This window comes from Shewanella sp. KCT, from assembly GCF_007636505.1.
GTDB classification, from domain to species: domain Bacteria; phylum Pseudomonadota; class Gammaproteobacteria; order Enterobacterales; family Shewanellaceae; genus Shewanella; species Shewanella halotolerans.
In genome coordinates, this window is the sequence record NZ_LVDJ01000003.1 from 61,350 (window position 1) to 86,053 (window position 24,704).

Consider the following 24,704-nt stretch of genomic DNA (forward strand, 5'->3'; position numbering starts at 1 on the left):
ATGTGCCAGCCCTTTTTGCTGTAAGGACTTAGTTGCTAAGGAAGGGGAGTTGCTAGGACTGAGTAGTTGCTAGGGCAAGGTTGGGGTGTCGAAGCCGTAGCTGGCCAGAATTTTTTGCCCCTGTGGTGACAGAATAAAGAGCGCCAGATCCGCCGCATGGGGCTGCGCATCCTGAATGACGGTCAGGCCGTAATTAGCACCGACGCTCAGGTTTTCAGGCAGCTGCACTATCTTGAGGGGCTTGACCTCTTTCTGCGCCAGCACGGCGTTGGTGCAGTAGGTGAGGAAGATATCCGCCTGCTTGTTTTCCATCACCCAGCCGTAGGGATTACGGCCTTTAGGTGGCTTAGCACTGTCCGGGCCGCCGGTTAGCTTAAGTGCCTTGGCTTCCAGCTGCTGCTGGGCGCCGGATGAGATGGCCTCGGCGCGCTCGAATACCTTAAAGGCGTAGTCACCGGCGGGGTCTGCCTTAGGGGTCGAGGTGCCAAGACGTATCTTGCTATTGAGTATCTGGGTCAGCAGAGTATCGCTTGAGAGTTCGACCTCAGGCTGCGCCAGGGCGCAGAGCTTGTTGCGGGCAAACATCACCACATCGCCGCTGCGGGAAGCTTGGCTCAAAGTAGTAGGATGCTTCATGTTGGCCGAGGCAAAGAGATCCACCTTCTCACCGGACTCGATACGCGCTCTAAGCAGTCCAGATGGGGCAAACTGAGGGGCGACCTCGCTATGGCCCTTGGCCTGATAGGCGGTAATCACCTCTGTCATGGCGGCCTTGAGGCTGCCCGCGGCGCGAAATTCGATGGGCGCCTCATGGGCCATCACCTGAGCGCTCATGCCTGCGATGAAAAGCGTGCCTAGAAACCACTGATATTTCATGATTAAAATCCCTGTTTGTCATAGATTGGCCTATCAAACCTGAGATTTTGCCCCTGGGCAATAGACGGATTTAGCCGGCAAGTTAACTTGCTACAGGGATCGCTGAATTAAGTGGCGGGCGAGACAAAATGTCGCGCCTTGGATTTGCCAAGTTATGGATGGCGCACTGATGAACAGCCTGCATCAACCACAGCTTAACTTTTTCTTACTCAAACTATCTGCATCAATCATACACTTTAGGCTTATCTATTATTTCATCGGGTAGATTTGCTGCTGAGCTCTCACAATTGACCATCTGTTTTGCATTGTTTTAATGCCTGGATATATTACACCGAAAAAAAATATTTTATTAAAATTCAATTGGTTAATATTATTTTGCGTATTTCTCGCAGGCGTTAATAGAGAGTTGGTATGTTTACAATTTCGACAAGAAAAACACTTTTGGCTTTTATCGGGGTAACACTTGTTACTGGCTGCGCTACAGGCAATACGCCTGAGTCGAAGAAGGCCAATGCCCGTCAGGAGACCCAGGAGGCTTTGACAAGTATCTATGCACAGCATCCGGGGGCTAAGCGCGCGGTGGCGAATTCGATCGCCCACGTGGTCTGTACCGGCAGCAACAGTTATCTGTTTGCGTTATCGACGGGGGGCGGCATCTGTGTACTCAGCGAAGGCGGCAAGAACAGCTACTATCGTTTTGCGACAGGCGGCGTTGGTGCCGGGATCGGCTGGAAACAGGTGGCCTTCGTGCAGGCCTTCATGAAGCCTGATGCGCTGAAAAGATTTAAGGACTCAGGCTATGAGGGCCAGGCCCAGGCGGAGGCCAGTGCCAAATATGAGGAGAGTGGCGATCAGGTGTCGGCCAATCAGTCGGTGGATCTCGACGGGGTAAAAACCTATCAGGTTAACTTGATGGGAGCGGCGGCGCAGGCGACCGTACAAGGCTATAGGTACTGGCCGACCGACTTCAGCGAAGATTTCATGCAAAACCGGCAGTGATCTCTGCCTTGAAAAGACAATCGCCAGCGCGTCTGGCGATTGATGCTAGACTGGAGATTGACGCTAGCCTGAGGATTCGTTAGCGCTTAGTAGAGCATCAGGCCGATCATCCGGCCGAAGAAAAATGCGGTGAGACACAAGAGTCCCAATAACGCCAGAGCGATAAGTGGTTTTAGTAATTCGGGGGTGGCGTCCCATGCCTTGAGTAGTGAGTTCATCCTTGTTTCCTCATGCTAATTTACACATTCCGTTTTGCCCATCCATTAGCCTTCACCGACGCAGTTTAGTCTAGTTAGCTATCGATGCAACAGGCCAAGCTTGGATTGGGTCTTAGTTTGCAGCCAGTCATAGCATAAACGCAGATTGTGACACAATAAAGTCGCAGGCACTGCCTAAGCTATTGCTCAAGCCATTTTTCAGTCATTCAAGCCATTCAAGTCATTGACTGTGTGAGGCAGAAGTCATGTCAGTGGCTGACCTGACTTGGTGCGAAAAAGCTCTCTCTTATCCTTTCTGTCTCACCGCTGGCACGCATTTTCTCAAGTTCGTCGGCCAGGGCGTGAGCCTTACTGCCGGGCATCAACAACAGTCTTCTGTTGGCGATGGAATCGGCTTGGCCGGGATCGTAATCAGGATTGGGTGAGGCCTTAAAATAGCGACTCGCCCGTGAAAACCCCAGATACATGTCGCGTATCGGCTCGCAACATTCTGGGTGAAGCTTGAGCTCGGGATGAGGATGGTGGGCCAGCTCAAACCTTAAAGTGGTCTCATCATAGCTGAAGAAGTCGCCCTTGCGGGCAATCAGTAGCTCAAAGGCCTGGGCGGCATCCATCTCCGGGGGACGACGGGTGATTATGCCCTTAGGAATGCCATCGAGATCATAGCCCCCGGGTGAGATGAGTAGCACATAGGGGGTGCCGACCAACTCGTTAAGGGAGCTGATTTGTGCTAAGTCTTTGTGGCTGATGCCTGTGTAACGTTCATAGAGGCCATTGGCAATGAAGTAGCTGTACTGATTACGCTTTTGTGTAAAACCAAAGCCCGGATAAAAGTCCACCTTGCCCAGACGCATTTCTCTGAGTATCCGCTTCTTGGGAGCCCTGAGCACCTTGAGGGTACAACCGATCCGCTCTGCCGCCTTCTGGTACAGGGCGAGATAGAGCCCCTGGTTATTCGGCTCGGCATGTATGTAAGGCAGGCGCTCGCTGGTGCGATAGCCCATGGTGAGTTCGCAGGAAGCGGTGTTAGCGCTGAGTGTTAGAGAAAATGTGAGTGTGAGTGTAAGCGCGAGTGTATGGGCTAGTGACAAGGAGGGCTTATGAGGGATGCGTGTGAGGCGAGCCTTTTGCCCCGTCAGGCCAGCAGTATTCCCTGGACTTGCCTGTAACATACTTTGTGCTCGCTTGGTTAATCCCATGAACCAATCATCCCTATTACGCATTGAATCCCTTTTTACTGCCAACTTTTATCGATTTGCGTCAAGTTGTGCCCAGTCGCGCCGAGAGTGGCTTAGGCTGAATGACAAATTTAGCTTATCTTGCAAATGGTTAGCTATTTCATTGTCGCCTTGCCACCAATTATCTTAAAAGCGGGTACGCCTCTAATCAAGGTATCGCGGGCAAAACACTGCTCGCAGTTTGGGCAATGGCAGGGCGTGTGCGTATCATCTTCTACGATGCGCTCCTTGAAGCATTTAACCAAGGCACCTTTACCGCCCTTACGATACTTAAACAGCCGGGTCTTACACTGGGCACAGAAAATTTCGACGGTGCGACTGGGCGCTTTCTTGTTGGGGCGGGGCATGGGCTAAAAAGGAGGATGTGAAAAACTAGGTGTAGGATACCAACTAATTGCCAGTGGTTCGAATTTTCCCGTGCGAATCTTCCGTTGGAAAGCGGTCAATTGATTCCTTGTGAAGGTAAACCGAATCTCGCTATAGTAGTGACTTGGTATCAAGGATCGACCTTACTTCATGATAAAAATAATAAAACGAATAACTGTTGCGGGATTGGCCTTACTTTTTCTCGTTTCAATCGCCCTGTACGTCGCGCTGCACCTTAGCTTACCCAAACTCTCTGGCGAGGTTCAAACTAGTCAGATCTCGGCCAAGACCAGCATAGGGCGGGATCGCCTGGGCACAGCGGTGATCCATGCCGAGAATCGTCAGGATGCTGCCTTTGCTCTGGGATTTGCCCATGGTCAGGATAGGTTTTTTCAGATGGATCTGCTCAGGCGCAACTCTGCCGGCGAGTTGGCCGAGCTGTTCGGCAAGCCTGCGGTAAAACTCGATGAATCGCGCCGCTTTCATCAGCTGAGAAAGCGCGCCGACAATATCTATCGCCATCTGCCCACCGCCCAGCAACAGCTGTTGCAGCGCTATGCCGACGGCGTCAATCGCGCGCTCACCGCCCAGTCACTGCCCTCGTTCGAGTATCTGTTGACCCGCGCCAAGCGTGAGCCATGGCAACCCGCCGACAGCCTGCTGGTGATCTACAGCATGTATCTGGATCTGCAGGGCAATGGCCTCAAGCGCGATCTCGCGCTTGATCATATCGAGCGCCGCTTCGGTTCGCAGATGCGCAGTTTTATCACCCAGACCTCAAATTATCAGGCGGCACTGGATAACAGCCTGTTTCCTTCCGATCCACCGACAATTCCAAAGCTGAGTCCAAGCCCAAGTCCAAGCGTCAGTCTACAACAGAGCACGGCCTCGACCCTGGCCCAACGACTGGCGGTGACCATAGAGGAGCCGGTCGAAGTGGGCAGCAACAACTGGGCGGTGACCGGCAAGATGACCCGCACCGGCAGCGCCATGCTGTCAGACGACATGCACCTCTCCTTCGCCGTGCCCATCATCTGGTACCGCGCGCAGCTAAACTATCCCGATGGTGAGGGCAAGGCGGTGCAGGTGACCGGCGTGTCACTGCCCGGCGCACCGGCGATTGTGGTAGGCAGCAATGGCAAGCTGGCCTGGGGCTTTACCAACGCCTATATCGACACCGCCGACTGGGTTGCGCTGGCCGAGGATGAGCCGCTTGAGGTGGTCCACGAGACTATCAAGCTGCCAAAGGGTGAGCAGGACTATGCCATCACGCTGTCGCGCTTCGGTCCGGTTCGCCGCCTGGGGGAACAGGCCTATGCCCTCACCTGGGTAGCCCATCAGGAGTATGCGGTCAACATGGAGCTGATGGCGCTGGAGCAGATAGATAATGTGCCAGAGGCGATGGCTAAGGCCAGCGGTTTCGGTATCCCGGTGCAGAACCTGATGCTGGCCGATGACAAGGGCCACGCCGCCTGGCAACTTGCCGGCGCCGTCCCTGCCCGAACCAATACCAGCGATATCGCCCTGCCAAGTGAGGAGATAGTCTGGGATAAGTGGCAAGAGAGAGACGAGGCGTTGCCGTCGCTACAGGATCCCACGAGCGACAGGTTATGGAGCGCCAATGCCAGGGTGATGTCGACTCAGGAGGCGGAGCGTTACGGCGATGGCGGCTATGCCCTGGGGGCCAGAAGCGCGCAGATCCGCGACCGGCTGCTGGAGCAGGAGCTGTTCGATGAGAGCGATTTCTATCGCATTCAGCTCGATAATCAGGCTCGCTTCTACCGCCCCTGGCAGGCTTATCTGTTGGAGAGCTTGATGCGTGAGCCCAAGCGTTTTGCCAAGGATATAGTGCAGCTGCGTGACTGGCAGGAGTGCGCCTGCGCCGAGTCGGTGGGCTTTACCTTGGTGAAAGCGTTTCGCAGTCAGATATTGGATAGTGCCTTTGCGCCGGTGGAAGCCGAGCTAAATAGCGCCCAGCTGAGTCTCTCTGTGCTCAAGCGCTATCTGGAACCCGCCATCTGGCAACTGCTCAAGCAGCAGCCTGTCGACTGGCTGCCACAAGATGTTATCAGCTGGGATGAGTTGGTGATCGCCAGCTATGTCGCCGCCCGCGACGAACTGCTAGATAAATACAGCGAGGATGGCGAGCTGAGCGCGCTTAATTGGGGCCGGGTGAATACGCTGGCGATACAGCATCCCTTTAGTCGCCAGTTCCCGCTGCTGAGTCGCTGGTTGGATATGCCCAAGGTGGCCGGTTTTGGCGATACCTTCATGCCGGCGGTGCAGCGCAAGAGTTTCGGCGCCTCCCAGCGTTTCATCGTGCAGCCCGGCTATGAAGAGCGGGCCATCATGGCGATCCCCGGCGGCCAGTCTGGCCACCCCTTATCGAAATACTACCGCGCAGGCTTTAGCGAGTATGCCCGCGGCGCGGCGACGCCGCTGCTGCCGGGAGAGATAGAGGCCAAGCTGACTCTGACGCCGAGCCAGGCGCAAGATTGATTCATAGGGTCTCGGCATTAGATGTTTAAGCCAACAAAAAAAGCCACCCTGGGGTGGCTTTTTTTTGATCTAGCTAGAGTCCGAGTTAGCTGGTGGTCAGGCTCACGCCAGCGCCACCTGGGGCTTGTAACGCAAGAGCTCGCCAGGCAGCTTGATCCCTTGTGCTTTGATGGCGTTGACCCGCGCAAGATAAGCGGCGCCATACATCAGGTGCTTGGCCAGATCCACCGCGTGACGTTTACTGTAGTCATCCAGATAGCTGCCCTTGGCCCACTGGTTGAAGGCGCCCAGCGCGGGGCCAGCCCAGATCTGATAGTCCATCTCGCGGCCCTGTTCGCCGGTGTTTGACCAGCGGCTCGACAGCCCCAGGTACCAGCGGAAGATCAGTGCCATCTTACGCTTGGGGTTACCCTCGGCACGCTCAATTTGCTTAGGGTCGCGCTCGTTGAAGTGGGCGACTGTGCCGGCCCAGATCTCATCCAGGCTGGCGCGAAACACCTGTTTCTCCAACTTGTCGCGCTCATCGACAGGTATCGCCTCTATCGAATCGTAGCGGCTGTAGATCTCATACAGCTTATTGGCGCGCATGGGGAAAAGGGTGCCGCGCTTGACCACCTGCAGCTTAACGCCCATCTCAAACATGTCGGCGGCCGGCGCCATGGTGACATCGGCCATCTCTGTGGTGGCCAGCAGCTTGCGGGTGTGTTCGCTGGCGCCCGCCTCGAGACAGGACTGGTTGATGGAGCCTGTGACTATGTAGGCCGCGCCCATGTTGAAGGCGGCTAGGGCAGCATCTGGGGTGCCTATGCCGCCGCCACAACCGACGCGCAGTGGCGTGGCATATTGATACCTGTCCTGGATCTCCTCCTTGAGCGCCAAAATGGTCGGTAGCAGGGTCACCAGAGGGCGGTTATCCGTGTGGCCGCCCGAGTCCGCCTCGGCGGTGATATCATCCGCCATGGGCACAGCCTGGGCCATCTCCATCTGATCATGGGTGATCAAGCCCTCGTCCACCAACTTCTGCAGCATCTTTATAGGTGCTGGTTGCATAAACTTCTCGGCCACCTCGGTGCGGCTCACCTTGGCGATCACCTTATTGCCTATGATGATGTGGCCGTTGGCGTCACGGCTCAGGCCAGCGGCGCGGTAGTAGACGATCTGCGGCGTCAGTCCCAGGAAGGCCGAGGCCTCGACCGTGCGGACCTTGTGCTTGAGGAAGAGCTCGACGCTGCCGCGCTCAAGCGCAGGCTCGCTCGGGCTGTGGATCAGGTTAAACATGTAGGGGCCATTAGGTAGCGCGGTTTGGATACGCTCGATCGCCTGCTCGACCCGGCTTGGGATGAGTCCTGCAGCGCCAAAGGAGCAGAGGATCCCCGCCTTGCCCAGAGCGATCACTAGCTCTTCCGACGAGATGCCATTGGCCATGGCGCCAGCATAGTAGGCGTACTTGACGCCGTGCACCCGGCGAAAGTTGCCATCGCCCAGGCTCTCAGTGCCCAGGGCCGGGGTGAACGCGCTGACCGGGTGGCCCGAGGCCTGAGCGCCCGAGCCTTGACTATTGGTCATCAGGCTCGCCTCGGTGGCGATGCCCACGCCCAGGTCACTGTCGTTGACCAGGTAGCAGGCGCGGCTGAAATCTTTAAGCGCAGTCGCCATGGCGGCCGTGTCGAAGCTTATCTTGCTGTCGCTTACCTGCCATGGCCAGGGAGAAAGCTGCTCGTTTGCGGTAGTTGGATTCATTTAAACAAGAACCTTATTTTATGATGGCCGACTTAGGCAGTGCCTTGCACCTCTCCTAAGCCAGCCGCTTTTATTATGATTGTTGGCTGAGCGGGATATCGGTCCGCTCAGTATCCCCTTAATTACTGCGCTTCTTCGATGCAGATTGCGATGTCGGTGATCTCGTAGATCCGCAGGCCATCCTTGCTCAGGCTGGCGTTACCTGTGATCACTCTCTTACCGGCTTCTTCTTTAATCGAGGTGATGCTGACATCCATCGACATCTGCTTGTTCAGTGGGTTGATCTGACCACGATACTTCCACTTGATATTGGAGAGGATCTGACCAAATTTCGGGTTGGTAAACCCGGCGCCCAAGTCTTTGCTGATGGCATAAGTCTGCATGGTTTCTATGATAGCTTCAACGCCTAATGAACCAGGCATCACAGGATCCTGATGGAAGTGGAACTGGAAGAACCAGTCACTCGGATCTATGGTGCGCTCGGCGTAGAGATAGCCCAGGCCGTGGGTGCCGCCGTTATCGACAATCTCGACGCTGTCGATAAAGTTCAGCTGACCGCCTGCCAAACGATAGTGGGGCTGACCTGTCGGCGCATTGAAGTGACGACTCTGTTTATCCAGCAGGTTGACCCTTATGTCCGGCGCTATTCCCTTGGCCTGATGCCAAGGCTGAGTGACCTTACCATTGTCCAGCCCCAGCTGATCTTTAAGCGCCTCGGCCTTGAAGTAACCGAATACCGCTGTGCCGCGATAGAAGGGCTCGCCATCCGTGCTCAGCTCGAAGCTGAAGCTCTGAATAATATTGGTGCCCGCCATCACGGTAGAGAGCAGGCGCGAGTCGTTGACGATCGTCTTGCCGCGCAGATCCACCTGACGCAGCAGTTCGCCGCTGCCATCTAGGTTACGGAAGAAGAGCTCCAGGCCAGGGAAGCCGAGTGTGGTGCCCATGTAGCCTGAGATAAAGCCGTTTGGCTGCAGGGCGATCTCCATCATCACAGAGTAGGGCATCAGCGCCTGATGGCTGTTGTTATCGAAATACCAGGCATCCTTGGGGACCTCATATTCGGCAATACAGCTGGCAGGGCGCTTGAAGTCGCCGCGCTGGCCGTTAACCTCTATCACACGCGTGGTGAGCTGCAGATCACCACAAGGAGTGCGCGGCGGGATCATGCCGCGGTAGATGGCAAACTCTGGACCGAAGCATTTTTCGATATCGCCGGTGGCAAACTCGAACAGATGATATGGCGTAAAAGGCACAGTGTCGGGTACCCGGTTCGGGTAGTCAGGGATGACAGGCGCCTCCACATGCGTTAGCGGAATTACCCCCTTGTTGGGTGCGGCGTTAAGATCGGGGATCTGAGCCATTAGAGGTGCATTGGCTGATGCGCCTTGAACCTTTTTGGCTTGTGTCGCCTCGGCTGGCTTTTCGTTGGTAGATTTAGTGTCTAGATCTGGATAGCGGGTGCACTCAGATTCCTCTTTGATCATGACCCCTAGGTTTTGGAAGTCGACCACCACCTTGCCATTTAGCAAAATATCGATATTCGCCTTGGCGTAAGGGCGCGGGCTGAAGCCTATCTCGGTCACCTCCATGCGGTAGGTGAGGCGGGCCGATTGCGGGATCACCTGGCCGCGACAACGCACCTTCTGCGAGGCATTCTCCAGAGGCTGGAAACGACCATTTTGGGTCTGGGTGTGCATGCCAAGGTGCAGCATGTAGAACTGTAGCAACTGGCCACAACCCTCGGCCATGAGGGAGCCGGCCATCACCTGATCGTCCTTGAAGTGGCAAGGGAAATACCAGTGGTTAGGCTCGAGCTGTTTGTGGCCCTCTACCAGGCCAAGGCCCCAGGCGCCGCCGTTTCTCTCTACCTTGCTGACCTCTTCGATCATCAAGAACTTCTCCGAGGCAAAGCAGAGTGAGGGTTGCGCCGGGCCTGCGTGGGATGGACCGAAACAGCCTTGAATATCGGCCGACAACAGCTTGTGGATGTCGCCATAGCTGAATTGGCTGCGCGGACAGTCCAGGAGTGGATTAAAGGTCTGCTTGGTGGCGCGACTGCGAGCCAGCAGCTCCTCTTCGGTGCGGATCACTCCTTTGCCGTCAGCCAGTTCGGCGTCGGTGAAGAAACCGGCGCAGCCGCCATCCATCTTGAGGATCATGGTATCGCCGACGAAACATTCGTAGGAGAAGAAGAACAGCAGGGTATCGCCATTGCGGGCGAAGTTGTTGATCTTAATCTCATACCTTAGGGTATCGCCGCCCCGGGGGAGATCCCCTAAGAAGGTGAGGGTACAGTCAAGCAGGCGATAGACTCGCTCGCCCTTGTTCTCGAAGTCTATGCCCAGGTAGCTAATTAGCATGAGGTCACACTGACCCGATTCCACCGCGACCGCCCAAGGGATCTGACCATCGACCAGGTAGGGAGCATCCACTGGAATGTCGTATTCCGTGGTCATGGTGCTGGGCTTATATTCGCCCAGTTTGGCATCAAGCTCTGTGACCCGTGATACCAGCAGATAATCTGTGGTGGGCAGGCGCACCCGGCGTGAATAACTGTCGATGACGTCATACTCTGGGCCGAATACTTTGGCAATATCGCCCTCGGCGTATTCCACCAGATCATGATAGTCCCAGATGCAGGGCTTGTGGGCCGGAACTGGCGCGCGGTATGGCGCGACCAGATCGTGCCTTGGTCTGAGCGGCATCTGGGTGACGCTTGAGGCCGCAGCTGACGCCGATGGGCTACCTATGGCTTGGGCCAGTTGCTGCTTAAGCAGCAGGTCGGCCACTTTCAGGCCTGATTCACGGCTCTTGAGGAAAGCGAGATGGGCCTGACGGGCCTTTTGTTGATTGTCATGAAAGGCGCTGAGATCAGAGTTGCTGATCGGTGAGCCTGGTGGCTGAGCTGAATGCTGGGTCATAGTGGGTAAGTTACCTGTTGCATCGCCTGTCATCGACGACGTGGCAAACTGTGATGCTTGAGTCGTGTTCGAATTAACCGGGCCTAAATAGCTTATAAGCTTGGCCACTTTTTTCGGTTTAGTCTGACCTTGTCCATTGGCCGCGGCCAACTTGTCTTGCAGCGCTGACAGTTGCGTCAGCGGCTGAGTCAGTATGTGTTCTATGATGCCGCGTCCACCCAGGGTGACCCGCTTGATCAGGCTACGTCCCTCATGGGTGGTGAGATCCTGGTCTAGCCTTTGGGTCAGCGCGCTGCGTTGGGCATGAGTTTGAGTAAGGTGCACCAAGGCGCTCTGATCTTCGCTGAAGTTGGCGACCAGGGCATTGTCCGCGTTTTCTTGTGTCATGCGCAGCAGTGTGGCGATAAGGCTGGTCATGCCGGCGGCGGCAAAGCTGTGGCCCAGTTGTTGGTCGCTCTGCACCAGACGAGCCTGTGCCGTAGGCAGCTGCGCTATCAGCTGTTGGGGCTGATGCAGGCTGCAAGGCGCCACATTCATCTCGACCAGTGAGATCTGATCGGCATCTGTGCCATTGAGAGTCAATAGCTCATCGCACAGGCGCGCTAACTGATGCTGAGGACCAAAGTTGAGGCTCTCTATCTTGCCATAGGCGCTAGCGCCACGCTGGCTTTGGTGGGATGAGGTTTCCAGCACCAGGGCGCCGGCGCCTTCTGCCAGTCGCCAGCCGTTAGGATGGCTCTGACTGGCCACGGGAGCGATAGCATTTTTCAGCATCACCTGCTCCAGGCTGCCACAGAGATCGACCGCGGCGATCACCACGGCATCAAGCTGCTCCTGCACCATGATATTTTCCGCCACATCCAGGGCGCGGCCCACAGATTGCTCGCCAGCGGAGATGGTGAAGGCCGGACCGCTGAAGTCCCATAGGGAGGCGATACGCGAGGCCATGATGTTGCCGATAAAGCTGGTGTATTGGTTTAGCTTGGCGGCGTCGAGCACGCTGTCCATGGCTAAGGCCTCAAGCTCACGATACTGGCTGTCGCTCAGGCTGGCGCCCATGGCATCCAGACTCTGTTTGAGCTGAGTGTGCAGGTTTACCCGGCCGCGGAACTGGTGCAGTTCCAGCTCTGTCTCCATGGCGACCAAGACGGCCACTTTTTGCCCTGGCTGTAACGCTGCGTCGCGTATGGCTTCGTCGGCGACTTTCATCAGCATCAGCTGTTGGCCGATAAGGCGATCGTCTTCATTGGGGGGGAGTTTAAAGCGCAGAAAATCCAGCTCGAAGCTATCTACATAGGCGCCTTGGGGGGCCGAGTTCAGGCCAAATTGCGCTAGCAGTTCTGGGTGTTGATCTAACCCTTTCCAGCGCGCTGGTGGCAGGGGCACAAAGGCCTCTTGCTCTTGGCGAATACAGGTGTCGAGTGCGTTAATGCTGTCAAGAGGGCCGAGATGCGCCGCAATACCACTGATCACAAATTGCGGTGTCGAGCCGTTGTGACAAGGCGCAGTTAACTGCGGCGATGTCGCTGTGGTTGAAGGCTCGCACTCGGTGGGCGTATAGGATTCTAATAACAGATGAGCATTACAGCCGCCGAAGCCAAATACCGACACCCCGGCTAATCGCGCCGCGTTATCGACCTTAACCGGCCAAGGGGTCACCTGACTGGGCAGGGTATGAGCGCCAAATAGGCCGTTTGGCGATTCGATGGCCTCACTGAGGTTGATGCTTGGGGGCAGCTGGCCCTGATTCATGGCAAAGATCATCTTCATGATCCCCGGCATGCCCGCGGCGGTAAGTAAATGCCCTAAGTTGGACTTGGCCGAGCCTATTATGGGCGCGCTCGCACCTTCGAGCCTAGGGGCAAAAAATTGCTCCATAGAGGCCAGTTCTACCTTGTCACCCAGCGGAGTGCCTGTGGCGTGGCATTCGATCACTTCGATATGTTTAGGATCGACGCCACTGTGGCGATAGGCACGCTCGAAGGCCTTGACCTGCCCCTTACTGTTGGGGCTGAGCACAAACTGTCCCTTGCCGTCATTAGACAGGCCGATGCCGCTGACGATGGCGTAGATCTTATCATTATCACGCTCGGCGTCTTCGAGGCGTTTGAGTGCCAGTACCCCGGCGCCTTCTCCGGCAAACAGCCCCTTGGTATTACGATCGAAGGGGGCCGAGAAGCCATGCTCTGGGTAGGCGTGGAAGATGGAGAAGCCCATGTTAATAAAGAAAGGGTCGGCGCCGGAGACTGCGCCTGCCAACATGAGATCGGCCTTGCCTGTGTTGAGATAGTCACAGGCCAGTTTCAGCGAATAGACAGAGCTGGCGCAGGCGGCATCCAGGCTAAGTTGAACGCGCCCAAGGCCAAGGGCATCGGCCACTAGCTTAGAGGCATTGTGGGCGATGGCACCATTGGCAACGTCTACGGTGTTGGCTGCGGGTCGATGGGCGTTGTAGTCGCTCAGGCTGAAGTCTGGGCAGGCCAGCTTCTGCTTAAGGGCTTTTTCTACCGCCTTATGGTAGAGGGGCAGAAACAACTCATTCGATTTGGCCGTAGGGAAAGAGAGGGTGCCCATGATGATGCCGCAGCGTGATAGCTGAGGAGAGTCCAGGGCAATGCCCGCATCGAGCAGGGCATTGCGACTGGTGTCCAGCGCCCACAGCAGGCTATCGTCCATCCCCTTAAGTTGTTCGGGCGGCAGTTTATAGCCATAGGGATTAAAGTGAAAATCTTCAATATACCCGCCCTTATCGCAGTAGAAGCGATCGGCCTCGCCCTGTTCGCCACGATAGTCGGCTAAGTGGGCGCCGAGCTTGTCATCGCTGAGTTGGGTGCGAGAGTCGCGTTTGTCGAGCAGGTTTTGCCAAAACTGCTTAGGGGTCTTGGCATCCGGGTAGAGGTTTGCCAGACCCACGATGGCAATCTTGCCATGACCTGGGGTCTTTGGGGGCACTTGTTTGGCAGAAGGCGCTTCATTTGAAGGCATTAGACTTCCTCTTGAAATAGGGTATTGGCGAGCGGGGGCTCACCTTGAGCGCTGCGCTGTTGCAGCTTAGCCAGTTCACGCTTGAGTCCAAGTTGCAGCACGGTGAGGCTGACGGGGACTCTGTGGCTGATCAGTGTGCCCAAGGCTTTGAGCAGGGTGATCGCCTCGTTTGCGCCGCGGGCATTGACCGGCACGCTGACGTGGGGTGTCTCGCTGGCTTTTAGAATTTTATCTATCAGGGTGCAGTTTTGTCTGTCGGCACCGACCTCGACAAATAGCGCAGCACCCTGATGGGTTGCGCTCTGGATGAGCGACTCAAAATCGAGGCGATGGCAGAAGGTCTTGGCTATCGAGGTCGCGATAGCTTCGGCACTCAGGGCCTGACTCTCGTTGACGGCGCCATCTTGGCCATCGATGAGGCTGGCGGCGCTGATAAATTTGACCGGATGCTCGGCGGCCTCGGCCATGAGAGTCTGATGATAGAAGGCCTGCACCTGCGACTGCAGGCTTAAGGCCGGTGGCGTATGCATGGCAGTCACGCGATTGGCGGCTATGCCACGCTTACTCCGTTCCTGTAACAGTGCCTGGCAACTGGCCTGACAGCCAGCGATCACGCAAGTATCCCCTTGGGTGATGGCAAGATAGGCTCTGGGGTAACGCTCCAGCAAAGGCTGAATATCATCGCCTTGGCATCGCACCAGAAAACTGTTCCATTCGAGAGGGTCGTTCTCTGACAGTTGCCAGTGACGACGAACCGCCTTGAGCGGACCTGAGATCTCCTCGGTAAACAGGGGATCGCTCAGGGTCTTATCGATCAAGCTATGGGGATCTTGCCACACATCCAGGCTTGCCCACATGGCGGCTTCACCCATGGAGTAACCCAGGGCAAAGTGAGGCTGCACTGCAAATTCATCCACCAAGAGCTTGGTCATCAGGTAGCTGGCGCCCACACCGGCAATGGCCATCTTGCTTAGAGGCATCTGCTGAGAGTCGGCCTTCTCTTCTTGATAGATCATATCGGCCTGCAGCATCGCCTTGAGATCTCCTTGCTGCTGCAAGCGGCTAAACAGGGCCGGAAAGTAGCTGTGCAGCTCATGCAGCATATCTGGGTAGATGGTGCCAACGCCGGGATAAACGAAGGCCAGCTTGGCCTGACCCAGCGGCGCGGCGCTGAAATAGCTACCCGATGGCGTGCGGTATTCCCCTTTCTCCTTACAGACCTTGGCCAGCGCCTGGCTCATGGCGGTGATCTCCTGCCCAAGCGCCTCGATACTTATGGCCTGTAAACAGATCACAAAACGTGTCGGGCCGCTGGTGACAAAGGCATCGAGATTTTGCTGCATCAGCTCAATGATCGCCATCTCCCGCGCTAAGGGCTCGCTCTGTGATAAGGCGAGCTTATCCAAGGCTGCCGCCAGGGCCCAGAGACCTTGGTTGAGCGCGGCTTCACTGCTACCGGGTAGCAGAAAGAACAGCTGGCTGGCCGATAGTAGCGAACGCGCCTTGAGCCGGCCTGTGCCTTGTGTCAGCACCATGGCCAGATGAGTTTGCGCTTTCCCTTGCTGAGGCTGGGTATTCTCCAGGGTAAGCGTCGCCACTCGCCCTTGATAGGGCTCGGTAAACCAATAGTGACGCCGACTCTCTGAACGCCTAATGGTTCGCTGTGCAATATCAGCGATCAGGCGACACAAGGCGTCGAAGCCCTTGTTCATGTCATTGATATGCGCTCTACACTGAACACTATCCGGTTGGCGTTTGGCCTGTGCCAGCGCGCCTTGCAGTGCACTGCTCTGGTTTTGACCATATTGCAGCGCCGCCAGATGGGCATGAGGGTGCAGCTTGTGCTGCGCCGCCTTGAGCGCTGGCATCAGCAGCAATGTTTGCTGGGCGCCTTGCAGGCAAACCAGATCGCCTGTGGCGACCCAGCTCACTGCCTGCTCTAGCGTCTGAGCCAGCTTATTCTCAGTAAGGTCAGTCTCAGTTTGGTCAACTTGCAGCTCTCGAACTGGCTGATTGGCTAAGGTATCGGGCAAAGCGGCATCTTTTGGCAACAGCAAGAGGGCTACCCGCAGTGGGGTAGCGCCTTCGCTGTTAGCGTTAGCATTGCTTACCTTTTGGCCAAACTCCTGGGTCACTGCGTCGCCTCCTCGTTGGCCGTTTCACCGCGCGCGCCGTGTGGCACGAAGGCGGCATTGAGGGTTGAGCTGATGGTGATCCTGGCCCCTTTCATCAGGGCGCTCAGGCGGCCATCTTGATGGTAAAGCGCCACATCGGCCGTCAGGCTTCTGCGATTGCTCTTGACCACGTTCAGCTCGATATAGCCGGTTTCGCCGCCGTGCATCGGCTGCACACTGATGAACTCGTCGATGGCCGATGGCAAACTGGCCGCCCCATAGCTGAGCCTTGCCCAGACCAACATGGCTTGGAGCAAGAGATCCTCGGCAAAAGGCTGACAGCCTGCGCTGCTTAGGCTAGGTACAAACTCGCCGCAGTCGGCTTCGTGCACCTGGGGCAGGCTAACAGAGGCGATAAGCCCCTGCTCATCGAACTTAAGTACCTTCTCCAATCCCTGCAGTCTTGGCCCATGAAACAGGGTGCCGTCACTGTAGAGCGTGCTGGCATCGGTGACCGCCTCGCCATTGTACTGCCCCTCGAAGGCCTTGATTGGCGCCGAGCTGTCCTTGCTATCCATCAAACAAAGGCTCGCCTGGTACTGCGGCCGTCCCTCGCTGCTTATTAAGGCTTGAATGGCCGTCAGGCTATCGCCCGTATATTCAGGGGTTAGCGTAAGCACTAAGGTTTGCGGCGCTTCGGTGTCGAAAATAATGCCTTTGAGCAGCTTATAGCTGCGCACCTTTACCGGAGCGCCAATGTGCGCCCGAGCGGCTTCACGCATCCATTGGATAGCACAAACCGTCGGTAATACCGGGTTACCGCCGATCACATGGTCTGAGACAAAGGCCATGGTCGCGGGCGTTAACTGGCGCGTTAAGGTGACAGGCGGCAGCGGATGCTGTGCGACGTGCACCTCATCCGCATCAGGCTTTTTTACTGAGTTTGCCTCATCGGCTTTAGCTGTGTTGCCTTGCATATCACTGCCTACCAGCAGCTGCGCGCCACTTGGGCTTAGCAACTTGGTGGCAAACAGCTCGGCACCCGCCTGCAGTGGGATCACATAGACGCCGCGATCGACAAACATCTTCTTCAGCGCAGGATTGACCATGCCGCCATCCCAAGGGCCCCAGTTAAAGCTCATCACCTTGGTCTGCTCGTTTAACTGAGTCAGTTGCAGTGCCGCCTTGTTGAGGATCTCGTTCGCCATGGCGTAGTCACTCTGACCTGTGTTGCCATAGAAACCCGCTGCCGAAGAGAAGAGGGCAACCAGTTTCAGCTGGGTCATATCAAGTACAGAGAGCAGAGCTTGTAAGCCTCTGACCTTAGTGCCATAAACACGCGCTAGCTCGTCGAGCTGCTTGTCTTGAATATGCTTATCGGCCAATACACCTGCGCCGTGGATAAGGCCAGTGATAGGGCTTATCTGGGTGATGATCCCCAGCGCATGGGTGATAGACTCGCTGTTGGTCACATCCATGGCGAGATATTCGGCCGATGCACCTACCGCCTCGAAGGCTTTCAGGGCGGCGTCAATCTCAAGGCTGCTCTTGATCGGCCAGATTAAGGCATCTATCTGCTTAGGCGTTGGCTTGTCACCGCTAGCCATAATATGGGCGATAGCAGCCTGCTTGAGTTGATCGACAGACTTACCTTGTGCCCAGCTTGGTCTTTCTGTCGCCGAGAGATGTTGGCTGCGACCTGCTAGGATAAAGTGCGACTGGCAGCGCTTGGCCAGCGCTAAGGCACATTCGAAGGTCACCCCTTTTGCACCCCCGGTCACCAGTATTTTATCTGTACTGTCTAGGTTGGCGGCTTGGGTCTGCATCGCTGCCTGTCCTGGCTGTAAAGCGTGGCGGGACAATTGTCCGTCGGTATCGACACTTATCCCCACCTCGCTAAGCTGGCTCTGGGCATCGAATAACTCAGCCGCTATGGCATCGCCCAGCTGAGCGGCGCTCATCGTTGGGGCGAGATCCAGCGCGCGGCAGAACACCTCAGGCCACTCGTGGCTTAGTGTCTTAGTCAGGCCAGACAGTGCTGCCTGATTGAGCTCACTCTTGGCCAGCAGTTCAGGTGATAGGTAGCCGAAACCGCCATCGATACGGCTGACGCTGAAGAAACAGCGGCGTCCAGTTTGTTGACTCAGTTGACCATGCAGGTGCTTAGCCCACAGGAAGGCTGAGCTGAGATGGTTAAAGCCTGTCTCGGTTAGCGAAAGCGCTGGCGTAGCCCCAGTGTCAGCCATGGGCTGCAGGTGAACAAAGCCTGTGATAGCGCCATGCTCGGCCAGGATCTCAGCCATGCTCTCTTGAATGTCGGCTTCGCTTAACCCTTTTGGCTGCACGCTAGACACGGCGCTGCTCAGCGGTGACTGTGGCATCCCCTGAGGAAGTCGCACCACCACGACATTGAGTCCTTTGTTGCTGAGTTTCTCGGCCAGTACCCCGGCATTGTGACCATCATCTTGGATCACCAGGGTAGCATTGGCGGCGAAACCCTCGGCATCTGGCTTCGCCGCTTCAAGCTTTTTTAGCGCCACCTCGCTGTGAGGCGGTAATTCGACTAAAGGTTGGGCGGAGATGGCTTGCACCTGGGGAACCGTAGCGCTCTCATCTTGCTTGCCCGTCGTTTCTGCCATAGCGCCCGCGGCAGCTTGTTGACCATGAGAGCCTGCGGCGGCTTGTTGAACAGGAGCGCCTGCGGCCGGCAGCTTGCTATTCATGTAAGCGACGATTTCACACAGGGTGCGGCACTCGGCCAGATCTTCTGGGTTGAGATCCGGGAGTCCCGGTAGCTCATCCTGCACTGTGCCTAAGATCTCGACCCGTTTAATTGAGTCGATACCAAGGTCGGCTTCCATATCCATCTCAAGGGCGAGCATCTCAGTTGGGTAACCTGTCTTGTCGGCGACCACGCTCAGCATGGTCACTTGGACTTGTGTCGAAGATAAACCGCTAGTAGCTGTGTTTTGAACCTCTGGGGTAGCAACAGCGCCTGTGGCGACTTCTGAAATGAGAGTGCCTGCGGCGGGTAGTTTACTGTTCATATAGCTAACGATCTCACCCAGGGTGCGGCACTCGGCCAGATCTTCTGGGCTGAGGTCTGGCAGTCCTGGCAGTTCGTCTTGAACCGTGCCTAAGATCTCGACCCGCTTGATAGAGTCGATGCCTAGGTCGGCTTCCATATCCATCTCGAGGGCCAGCATCTCAGTTGGGTAACCTGTCTTATCAGCCACCACGCTCAGCATGGTCTGCTGCACCTGTGTTGATGACAAGCCCGCTTGAGTTTGTGCTGTCGGTTGTTGGCTGGTCATAGCGCCTGCGGCTTGCTGAACATGAGCGCCTGCGGCTTGTTGACTATGAGCATCTGCGGCGGGCAGCTTGCTGTTCATATAGCTAACAATTTCACCCAGGGTGCGGCACTCGGCCAGATCTTCCGGGCTAAGGTCAGGCAGTCCTGGCAGTTCGTCTTGAACCGTGCCTAAGATCTCCACCCGCTTGATAGAGTCGATGCCTAGGTCGGCTTCCATATCCATCTCGAGGGCCAGCATCTCCGTTGGGTAACCTGTCTTATCGGCCACCACGCTCAGCATGGTTTCTTGGACTTGTGTCGATGACAAGCCTGTGGCGGCTTGTTGAATTGCGCCAGCGGCGGTTTCTGAAATGTGAGTGCCAGCGGCGGGGAGCTTGCTGTTCATGTAGGCGACGATCTCACCCAGGGTGCGGCACTCGGCCAGATCTTCTGGGCTGAGTTCAGGCAGTCCTGGCAGCTCATCCTGCACTGTGCCTAAGATCTCGACGCGCTTGATAGAATCGATGCCAAGGTCGGCTTCCATGTCCATCTCAAGGGCGAGCATCTCGGTTGGGTAACCTGTCTTATCGGCCACCACGTTCAGCATGGTTTCTTGGACTTGCGTCGATGACAAGCCTGTGCCGGCTTGTTGAATTGCGCCCGCGGCGGTTTCTGAAATGTGAGCGCCTGCGACGGACAGTTTACTGTTCATATAGTCGACGATTTCACCTAGGGTGCGGCACTCGGCCAGATCTTCTGGGCTGAGTTCGGGTAGGTTTGGCAGCTCATCTTGTACTGTGCCTAAGATCTCCACCCGCTTGATAGAATCGATGCCAAGGTCGGCTTCCATATCCATCTCAAGGGCCAGCATCTCGGTTGGGTAACCGGTTTTATCGGCTACAACGTTTAGCATGGTCTGCTGCACCTGTTCACTGCCCAGGTTAACACTTGGCGCCATGCTCACAGGCTCAATGGCAGGTGATTGCGCAGGTGCCATTGGCTGAGGGGCGATAGGCTGCACAGTTTGCTGCACTTTAGCTGGTGTAGCCACTGGCGGATTAACCGTCGCTTGTACCTGAGGTGCTGGCGTAACTGCAGGCGCGGCCGTGGGCACAGTGGCTTTTACTGGGTTTGGCGCCGGCGTCGATGCTGGTGTGAATGCAACCTGGCTAGGCGTGCTCGCCTGCTCAGCCACAGCTCCTTGGCTGAGCAGGCTTAAGGCGCTTTGATGGCTTTGGGCCTGCAGCTCAAGGAACTGGGTATGGCTCTGTAGTGTCTGGGCCTGGTGTTGGTGGAACTGCTCCATTGAACGTTGCAGACTCTCTGGGATCGCCACACCGGCAGCGGCCATTTGAGCTTGCGCCGTCATCAGCTGAGTGAAGGTGTCACCATATTGCTGAGGAATGGCGAGGAACTGCTGATGCAGTTGGGCCGTTTGTTGCTGCGCCGCGAAGAATTGGCTCAGGGCATCGCCATTGCCAGCTTGTAGCTGACTGCTTGCTTGGGTGTGGCTCTCGACGGCTGTATGGGCTGGAGAGACCTGCTGTGCTGGGACTGATTTTTCCACTATCTTCTCTACTTCTACAATTTTTTCCACTTCGACCAGTTTTTCCACTTCCACGATCTTCTCTTCAATCAGGGTATTGGAAGAAATAGTGCCTGCATTGAGGGACTTTTCCATCTTGGCTTTGGTCGCCGGACTAATATAGTTGGTCGCGTTGAGGGTGATGTTCATTGGCGATGCTGGCTCAATCGGCGCCGGCTCGGCGCAATAGGGATCCAGTTGCTCGAGCGCTATGCCGTTGACGGCCAGCTGAATCGCCGCCTGGCGAAGTTGCAGGTCGCTGTCGCCCTTAGGGTTAGGGTTTATGCTGATGGTACTTATGGAGTCAAGCTGCTCGCTCAAGGTACCCTCGACCAATTTTTGTAGAATATTCTTAGGGCCAAATTCGACAAATATCCGCGCGCCATCGTCATACATCGCCTTTAACTGCTCGCTAAAGCGCACCGATTGCAGCATGTGCTGCTTAAACTCACTCTTGATGGTCTTGGCGACATTGGCATAGCGACCACCGCTGGCATTGGCATACACAGGGCGCTGCGGCTTAGTAAACTTCACCTTATCGATCGCCTTGGCAAAAGGTGCTTGTGCATGCCCCACGAGTGGGGTGTGGAAAGCGCCGGAAACAGGCAGGGCAATCGCCTTAAAGCCGAGTTCGCTCAGGGCGCTGGCAGCTTGCGCCGTGGCCTGGGTTGGACCGGCGATGACCAGCTGAGTCGGTGCGTTGTAGTTGGCGACCTTAACCCCCTCAAAGGCGGTAAGGGTTGATTCCAGTCGAGTCAGATCTTCGGCGGTTTTGGTGATGATGGCATACATGGCACCGCGATCGGCACCCTCGGCACTCTCGACACTTGGGCTGGCCATGGCATCGCCACGGGCAAATGTCAGCTGGTAGTAGTCTTCCAGGCTGATCACGCCGCCAGCGCACAGGGCGCTAAGTTCACCAAAGCTATGACCGGCGACCATATCGGCTTCAAAGCCCGCGGCGCTCAGCAGAGCATATTGCCCCATGGAGATGGCGCCGATGGCGCTCTGGGCATTAGCGGTATTGGTCAGTAGTGCCTCTTGTGCCTTGCGCTCCTCAGTCGTGAAGACTGGCACCGGGTACACAAGTTGCGACAACGGCGTCTTATCCTGGCTGGCAAACACCTTGTCGGCCAGTACAAATTGCTCGCGCATCTCAGGGAAGTGGCAGGCAAGCTCAAGCCCCATATTAAGGTATTGGGCCCCTTGACCGGCAAACAGGGCGGCAACCTTAGCCTCTGTTGGCGCGGCGCTGCGGTAATATATGCCTCCCGGTAGTGACCATTGCGCCTGGTCATCGCCTTGTAATTTGGCCTCGGCCTGACTCAATAGTTTATTGAGTTCATCTCTGTTTCGTGCAACCAGACCCAGTCGCGGCGCATCGGCCGTCAGGGCGCGCAGCGGGTGTTGCTTGGCCAGGATTTCCAGAGACTCACTTGCGTTTGTCGTTAACAGCTGGCGCAGGTTTTTGAGCAGGTCAGCCTTATCGGCGCCGCTGATCAGCAAGCTTTGAGGCACGGCGCGCTGGCGGAATTGGGTCAGCTTGCCCTGATCTCGGCTATGTTCGCGCTGGTACTCTTCGAGCACAAAGTGGAAGTTGGTGCCACCAAAACCGAAAGAGCTGATCCCGGCGCGGCGTGGCGTGCCATCGGGACGCGGCAGCCAAGGGCGGGTCTCGGTATTGAGGTAAAAGGGCGACTGCTCAATATTTAGCTTAGGGTTAGGCAGATTCACATTGATAGTGGGCGGTAACACCTTGTGGTGTAGCGCCAGCGCCGCCTTGATAAGGCCAGCGGTACCGGCGGTGGACTTAGTGTGACCTATCTGAGATTTCACCGACCCCAGGGCAATATGTTGTTTGCTGTCGCAGCCTTCGCTAAACACAGAGGTCAGGCCGTTAAATTCGGCCACATCGCCAGCGGCGGTACCAGTGCCGTGAGCCTCGACAAGGCCGAGAGTGTGCGGCGCAAATCCCGCATCATCATAGGCGCGTTTCAATGCCTTGGCCTGGCCTTCTGGGCGCGGCGCATAGATAGATTTAAACTTACCGTCCGATGAGGCGCCAACGCCTTTGATCACTGCATAGATGCGATCGCCGTCACGCTCGGCATCTTCCAGACGCTTAAGCGCCACCATGCCAATCCCTTCGCCTATCATCATTCCTTTTGAATCGACATCAAATGGTTGCACGGTTTCGTTGGTGGTAAAGGCGGGGGTCTTGGAGAAACTCATGTACATAGAGGGTGAGTTATCTGTGCAGACGCCGCCGGTGATCATCATCTCAGAGCGGCCTTCTACCAGCTCGCTGAGCGCCATACGCATGGCGGCCAGAGAGCCGGCGCAGGCAGCGTCGACGACGCAGTTCATGCCGCCTAAGTCGAAGCGGTTAGCGATACGTCCGGCGATCACATTACCCAGCGAGCCGGGGAAAGAGTTCTCTTCCCAGTGGATATATTGATCCTGGAACTTCTTTATCAGCATCTCGCTGTCGGCGTCGCTGATGCCGCTGTGTTTAAACACCTTCTTAAGCACAGGATATTGCAATCTGGCGTTGAGGCTGTGGCTGATCTTTTGACCACCGCCCACCCCTAAGGTGATACCTATCTTATTTCTGTCATAGTCGCCAGGCAGATTAGCGTCGGCGAGCACCTCTTTGGCCACAATGAGAGACAACAGCTGCGAGGTGTCGGTGAGCTCCAAAATGTTGGGCGGCAGACCAAACTCCATAGGGTTGAAGTTAACCTCAGGCATGAAACCACCGCGTTTACAGTAGCTCTTATCGGGCGTGGATTTGTCGGCATCATAGTAATCTTCTGCCTGCCAGTGGGTGTCTGGCACCTCGGTAATGGCATCTATCTTGTCGCAGATAATATCCCAAAATTTGTTGAGATAGCGCGAGTTGGCAAAGATGCTGGCCATGCCAACAATGGCAACGGGCATATCTTTTAGACGCTTATTGAGTCGCTTGTCTTCGCTGTGCGTCGAGCTTGTTGTATCGGTTTGGCTCATTATGAGTCTCCGTTAACCACCTGAAGCTCAGGTGTTTGAATGTCAGCGCCGGGTGTTAGCTGTGCCATGGTGGCACCGGGGAAGCGCTGTAAAAATGTGTGGTAGTTGCGCACCAATAACTTACGCAGATGAAAGGGGCCAAAGCCCAGTACATGGGTAATGTAGCGCTTGGTGGCCTGGGTATTACCGTCTTGATAGATATCTAAGTAGATCCAGTCACTATGGGGATCTATGCCCAGCAATACAGAATTTGGTTGTGCGTCTGTGAGCTGAGGCGGTAGCGTGAGCGAGGCCACTTGCAACACGCTATCGCCATCTGCCTGCGGCAGGGCTAAGGTGCGAGCCAGTGTCTCTGGGTTTAAGGTATAGGTGACTATGTCACTGCCCTGGGCGATGGGTAGCTGGTTAAAATAGTGATCGGGCACCTGAGGTGGCTCGATACTGCCGATGCGCGACACGCCGTAGCGTTTGAGGCAGCGGGCGAGCCCTGAACGTGACACATTGGGGTTGATAAACTCCTGAGTCACCTTCAGCAGTCTGTCCAGCGGCATCTTAAGCTGGTAGCGCAGGCCGACCACCACATACTCCTGCATAGGGGTCAGTGTGGTGTTGAGGTGGTGGGGCGTGTTGGGTGTGTCGTTAATCGAGTCACGCCTGCGCCATTTGCGCACCGTCGCCTCGCTGATGTTGAGCACCTTTGCCAGCTGACTCACAGGCAGATCTGAGTCCTGAATAAAGCGCCTCATCTCAGGCGTGGTGGTGGCATTCTTGTGCCTATATTCACTGGCGCTGAGTTTTCGCGCCGCGGTTTGCGTGTCCCGGTGCTGCGTCTTGTGGTTAGGCTTTTCGCGCATAGATA

Annotated in this window: 11 protein-coding genes; 2 read left to right on the forward strand and 9 right to left on the reverse strand. The window is 56.2% G+C overall.

Features of this window, described 5'->3' with window-relative positions:
- Positions 1 to 69: 69 nt before the first annotated feature.
- Positions 70 to 876, reverse strand: a complete 807-nt coding sequence (locus AYI87_RS05285) for a molybdate ABC transporter substrate-binding protein (protein WP_144200240.1) — start codon at positions 874 to 876, stop codon at positions 70 to 72.
- 411 nt (positions 877 to 1,287) lie between these two features.
- Between AYI87_RS05285 and AYI87_RS05290 the strand changes: the two genes are divergently transcribed.
- Positions 1,288 to 1,875 (forward strand): hypothetical protein, encoded by a 588-nt coding sequence (locus AYI87_RS05290; RefSeq protein ID WP_144200241.1) that lies wholly within the window; start codon positions 1,288 to 1,290, stop codon positions 1,873 to 1,875.
- Between the two features lie 86 nt (positions 1,876 to 1,961).
- Here the strand turns inward: AYI87_RS05290 and AYI87_RS21390 are convergent, their stop codons facing one another.
- The 3 genes from AYI87_RS21390 to AYI87_RS21395 form a co-directional block, all read right to left on the reverse strand.
- Positions 1,962 to 2,093, reverse strand: a complete 132-nt coding sequence (locus tag AYI87_RS21390; RefSeq protein ID WP_260865085.1) for a hypothetical protein — start codon at positions 2,091 to 2,093, stop codon at positions 1,962 to 1,964.
- Positions 2,094 to 2,341: 248 nt separating this feature from the next.
- Positions 2,342 to 3,097 carry a substrate-binding periplasmic protein gene (locus tag AYI87_RS05295; protein WP_144200243.1) on the reverse strand — a complete coding sequence of 252 codons (756 nt, stop codon included), beginning with the start codon at positions 3,095 to 3,097 and terminating at the stop codon, positions 2,342 to 2,344.
- Positions 3,098 to 3,426: 329 nt separating this feature from the next.
- Entirely contained in the window at positions 3,427 to 3,678 is a 252-nt protein-coding gene (locus tag AYI87_RS21395) for a hypothetical protein (protein ID WP_144200245.1), read from the reverse strand.
- Positions 3,679 to 3,847: 169 nt separating this feature from the next.
- Here AYI87_RS21395 and AYI87_RS05305 point away from each other — a divergent pair, with 169 nt between their 5' ends.
- On the forward strand, positions 3,848 to 6,196 hold the full coding sequence (locus tag AYI87_RS05305) for a penicillin acylase family protein (protein WP_144200247.1): 2,349 nt from the start codon (positions 3,848 to 3,850) through the stop codon (positions 6,194 to 6,196).
- Positions 6,197 to 6,298: 102 nt separating this feature from the next.
- Here AYI87_RS05305 and pfaD read toward each other — a convergent pair whose 3' ends face one another.
- The 5 genes from pfaD to AYI87_RS05330 form a co-directional block, all read right to left on the reverse strand.
- A complete protein-coding gene (pfaD, locus tag AYI87_RS05310; protein WP_144200249.1) occupies positions 6,299 to 7,936 on the reverse strand; it encodes an eicosapentaenoate synthase subunit PfaD in 1,638 nt (545 codons plus the stop codon).
- Positions 7,937 to 8,058: 122 nt separating this feature from the next.
- Complete coding sequence (locus tag AYI87_RS05315) at positions 8,059 to 13,845, reverse strand: beta-ketoacyl synthase N-terminal-like domain-containing protein (protein WP_144200251.1); 5,787 nt, start codon at positions 13,843 to 13,845, stop codon at positions 8,059 to 8,061.
- Entirely contained in the window at positions 13,845 to 15,980 is a 2,136-nt protein-coding gene (locus tag AYI87_RS05320) for a PfaB family protein (RefSeq protein ID WP_144200253.1), read from the reverse strand. The genes AYI87_RS05315 and AYI87_RS05320 overlap by 1 nt, the downstream gene beginning before the upstream one ends.
- Entirely contained in the window at positions 15,977 to 23,845 is a 7,869-nt protein-coding gene (locus AYI87_RS05325) for a type I polyketide synthase (protein ID WP_144200255.1), read from the reverse strand. The genes AYI87_RS05320 and AYI87_RS05325 overlap by 4 nt, the downstream gene beginning before the upstream one ends.
- On the reverse strand, positions 23,845 to 24,699 hold the full coding sequence (locus AYI87_RS05330) for a helix-turn-helix domain-containing protein (protein WP_144200256.1): 855 nt from the start codon (positions 24,697 to 24,699) through the stop codon (positions 23,845 to 23,847). Before AYI87_RS05330 ends, AYI87_RS05325 begins: the two co-directional genes overlap by 1 nt.
- Positions 24,700 to 24,704 lie beyond the last annotated feature (5 nt).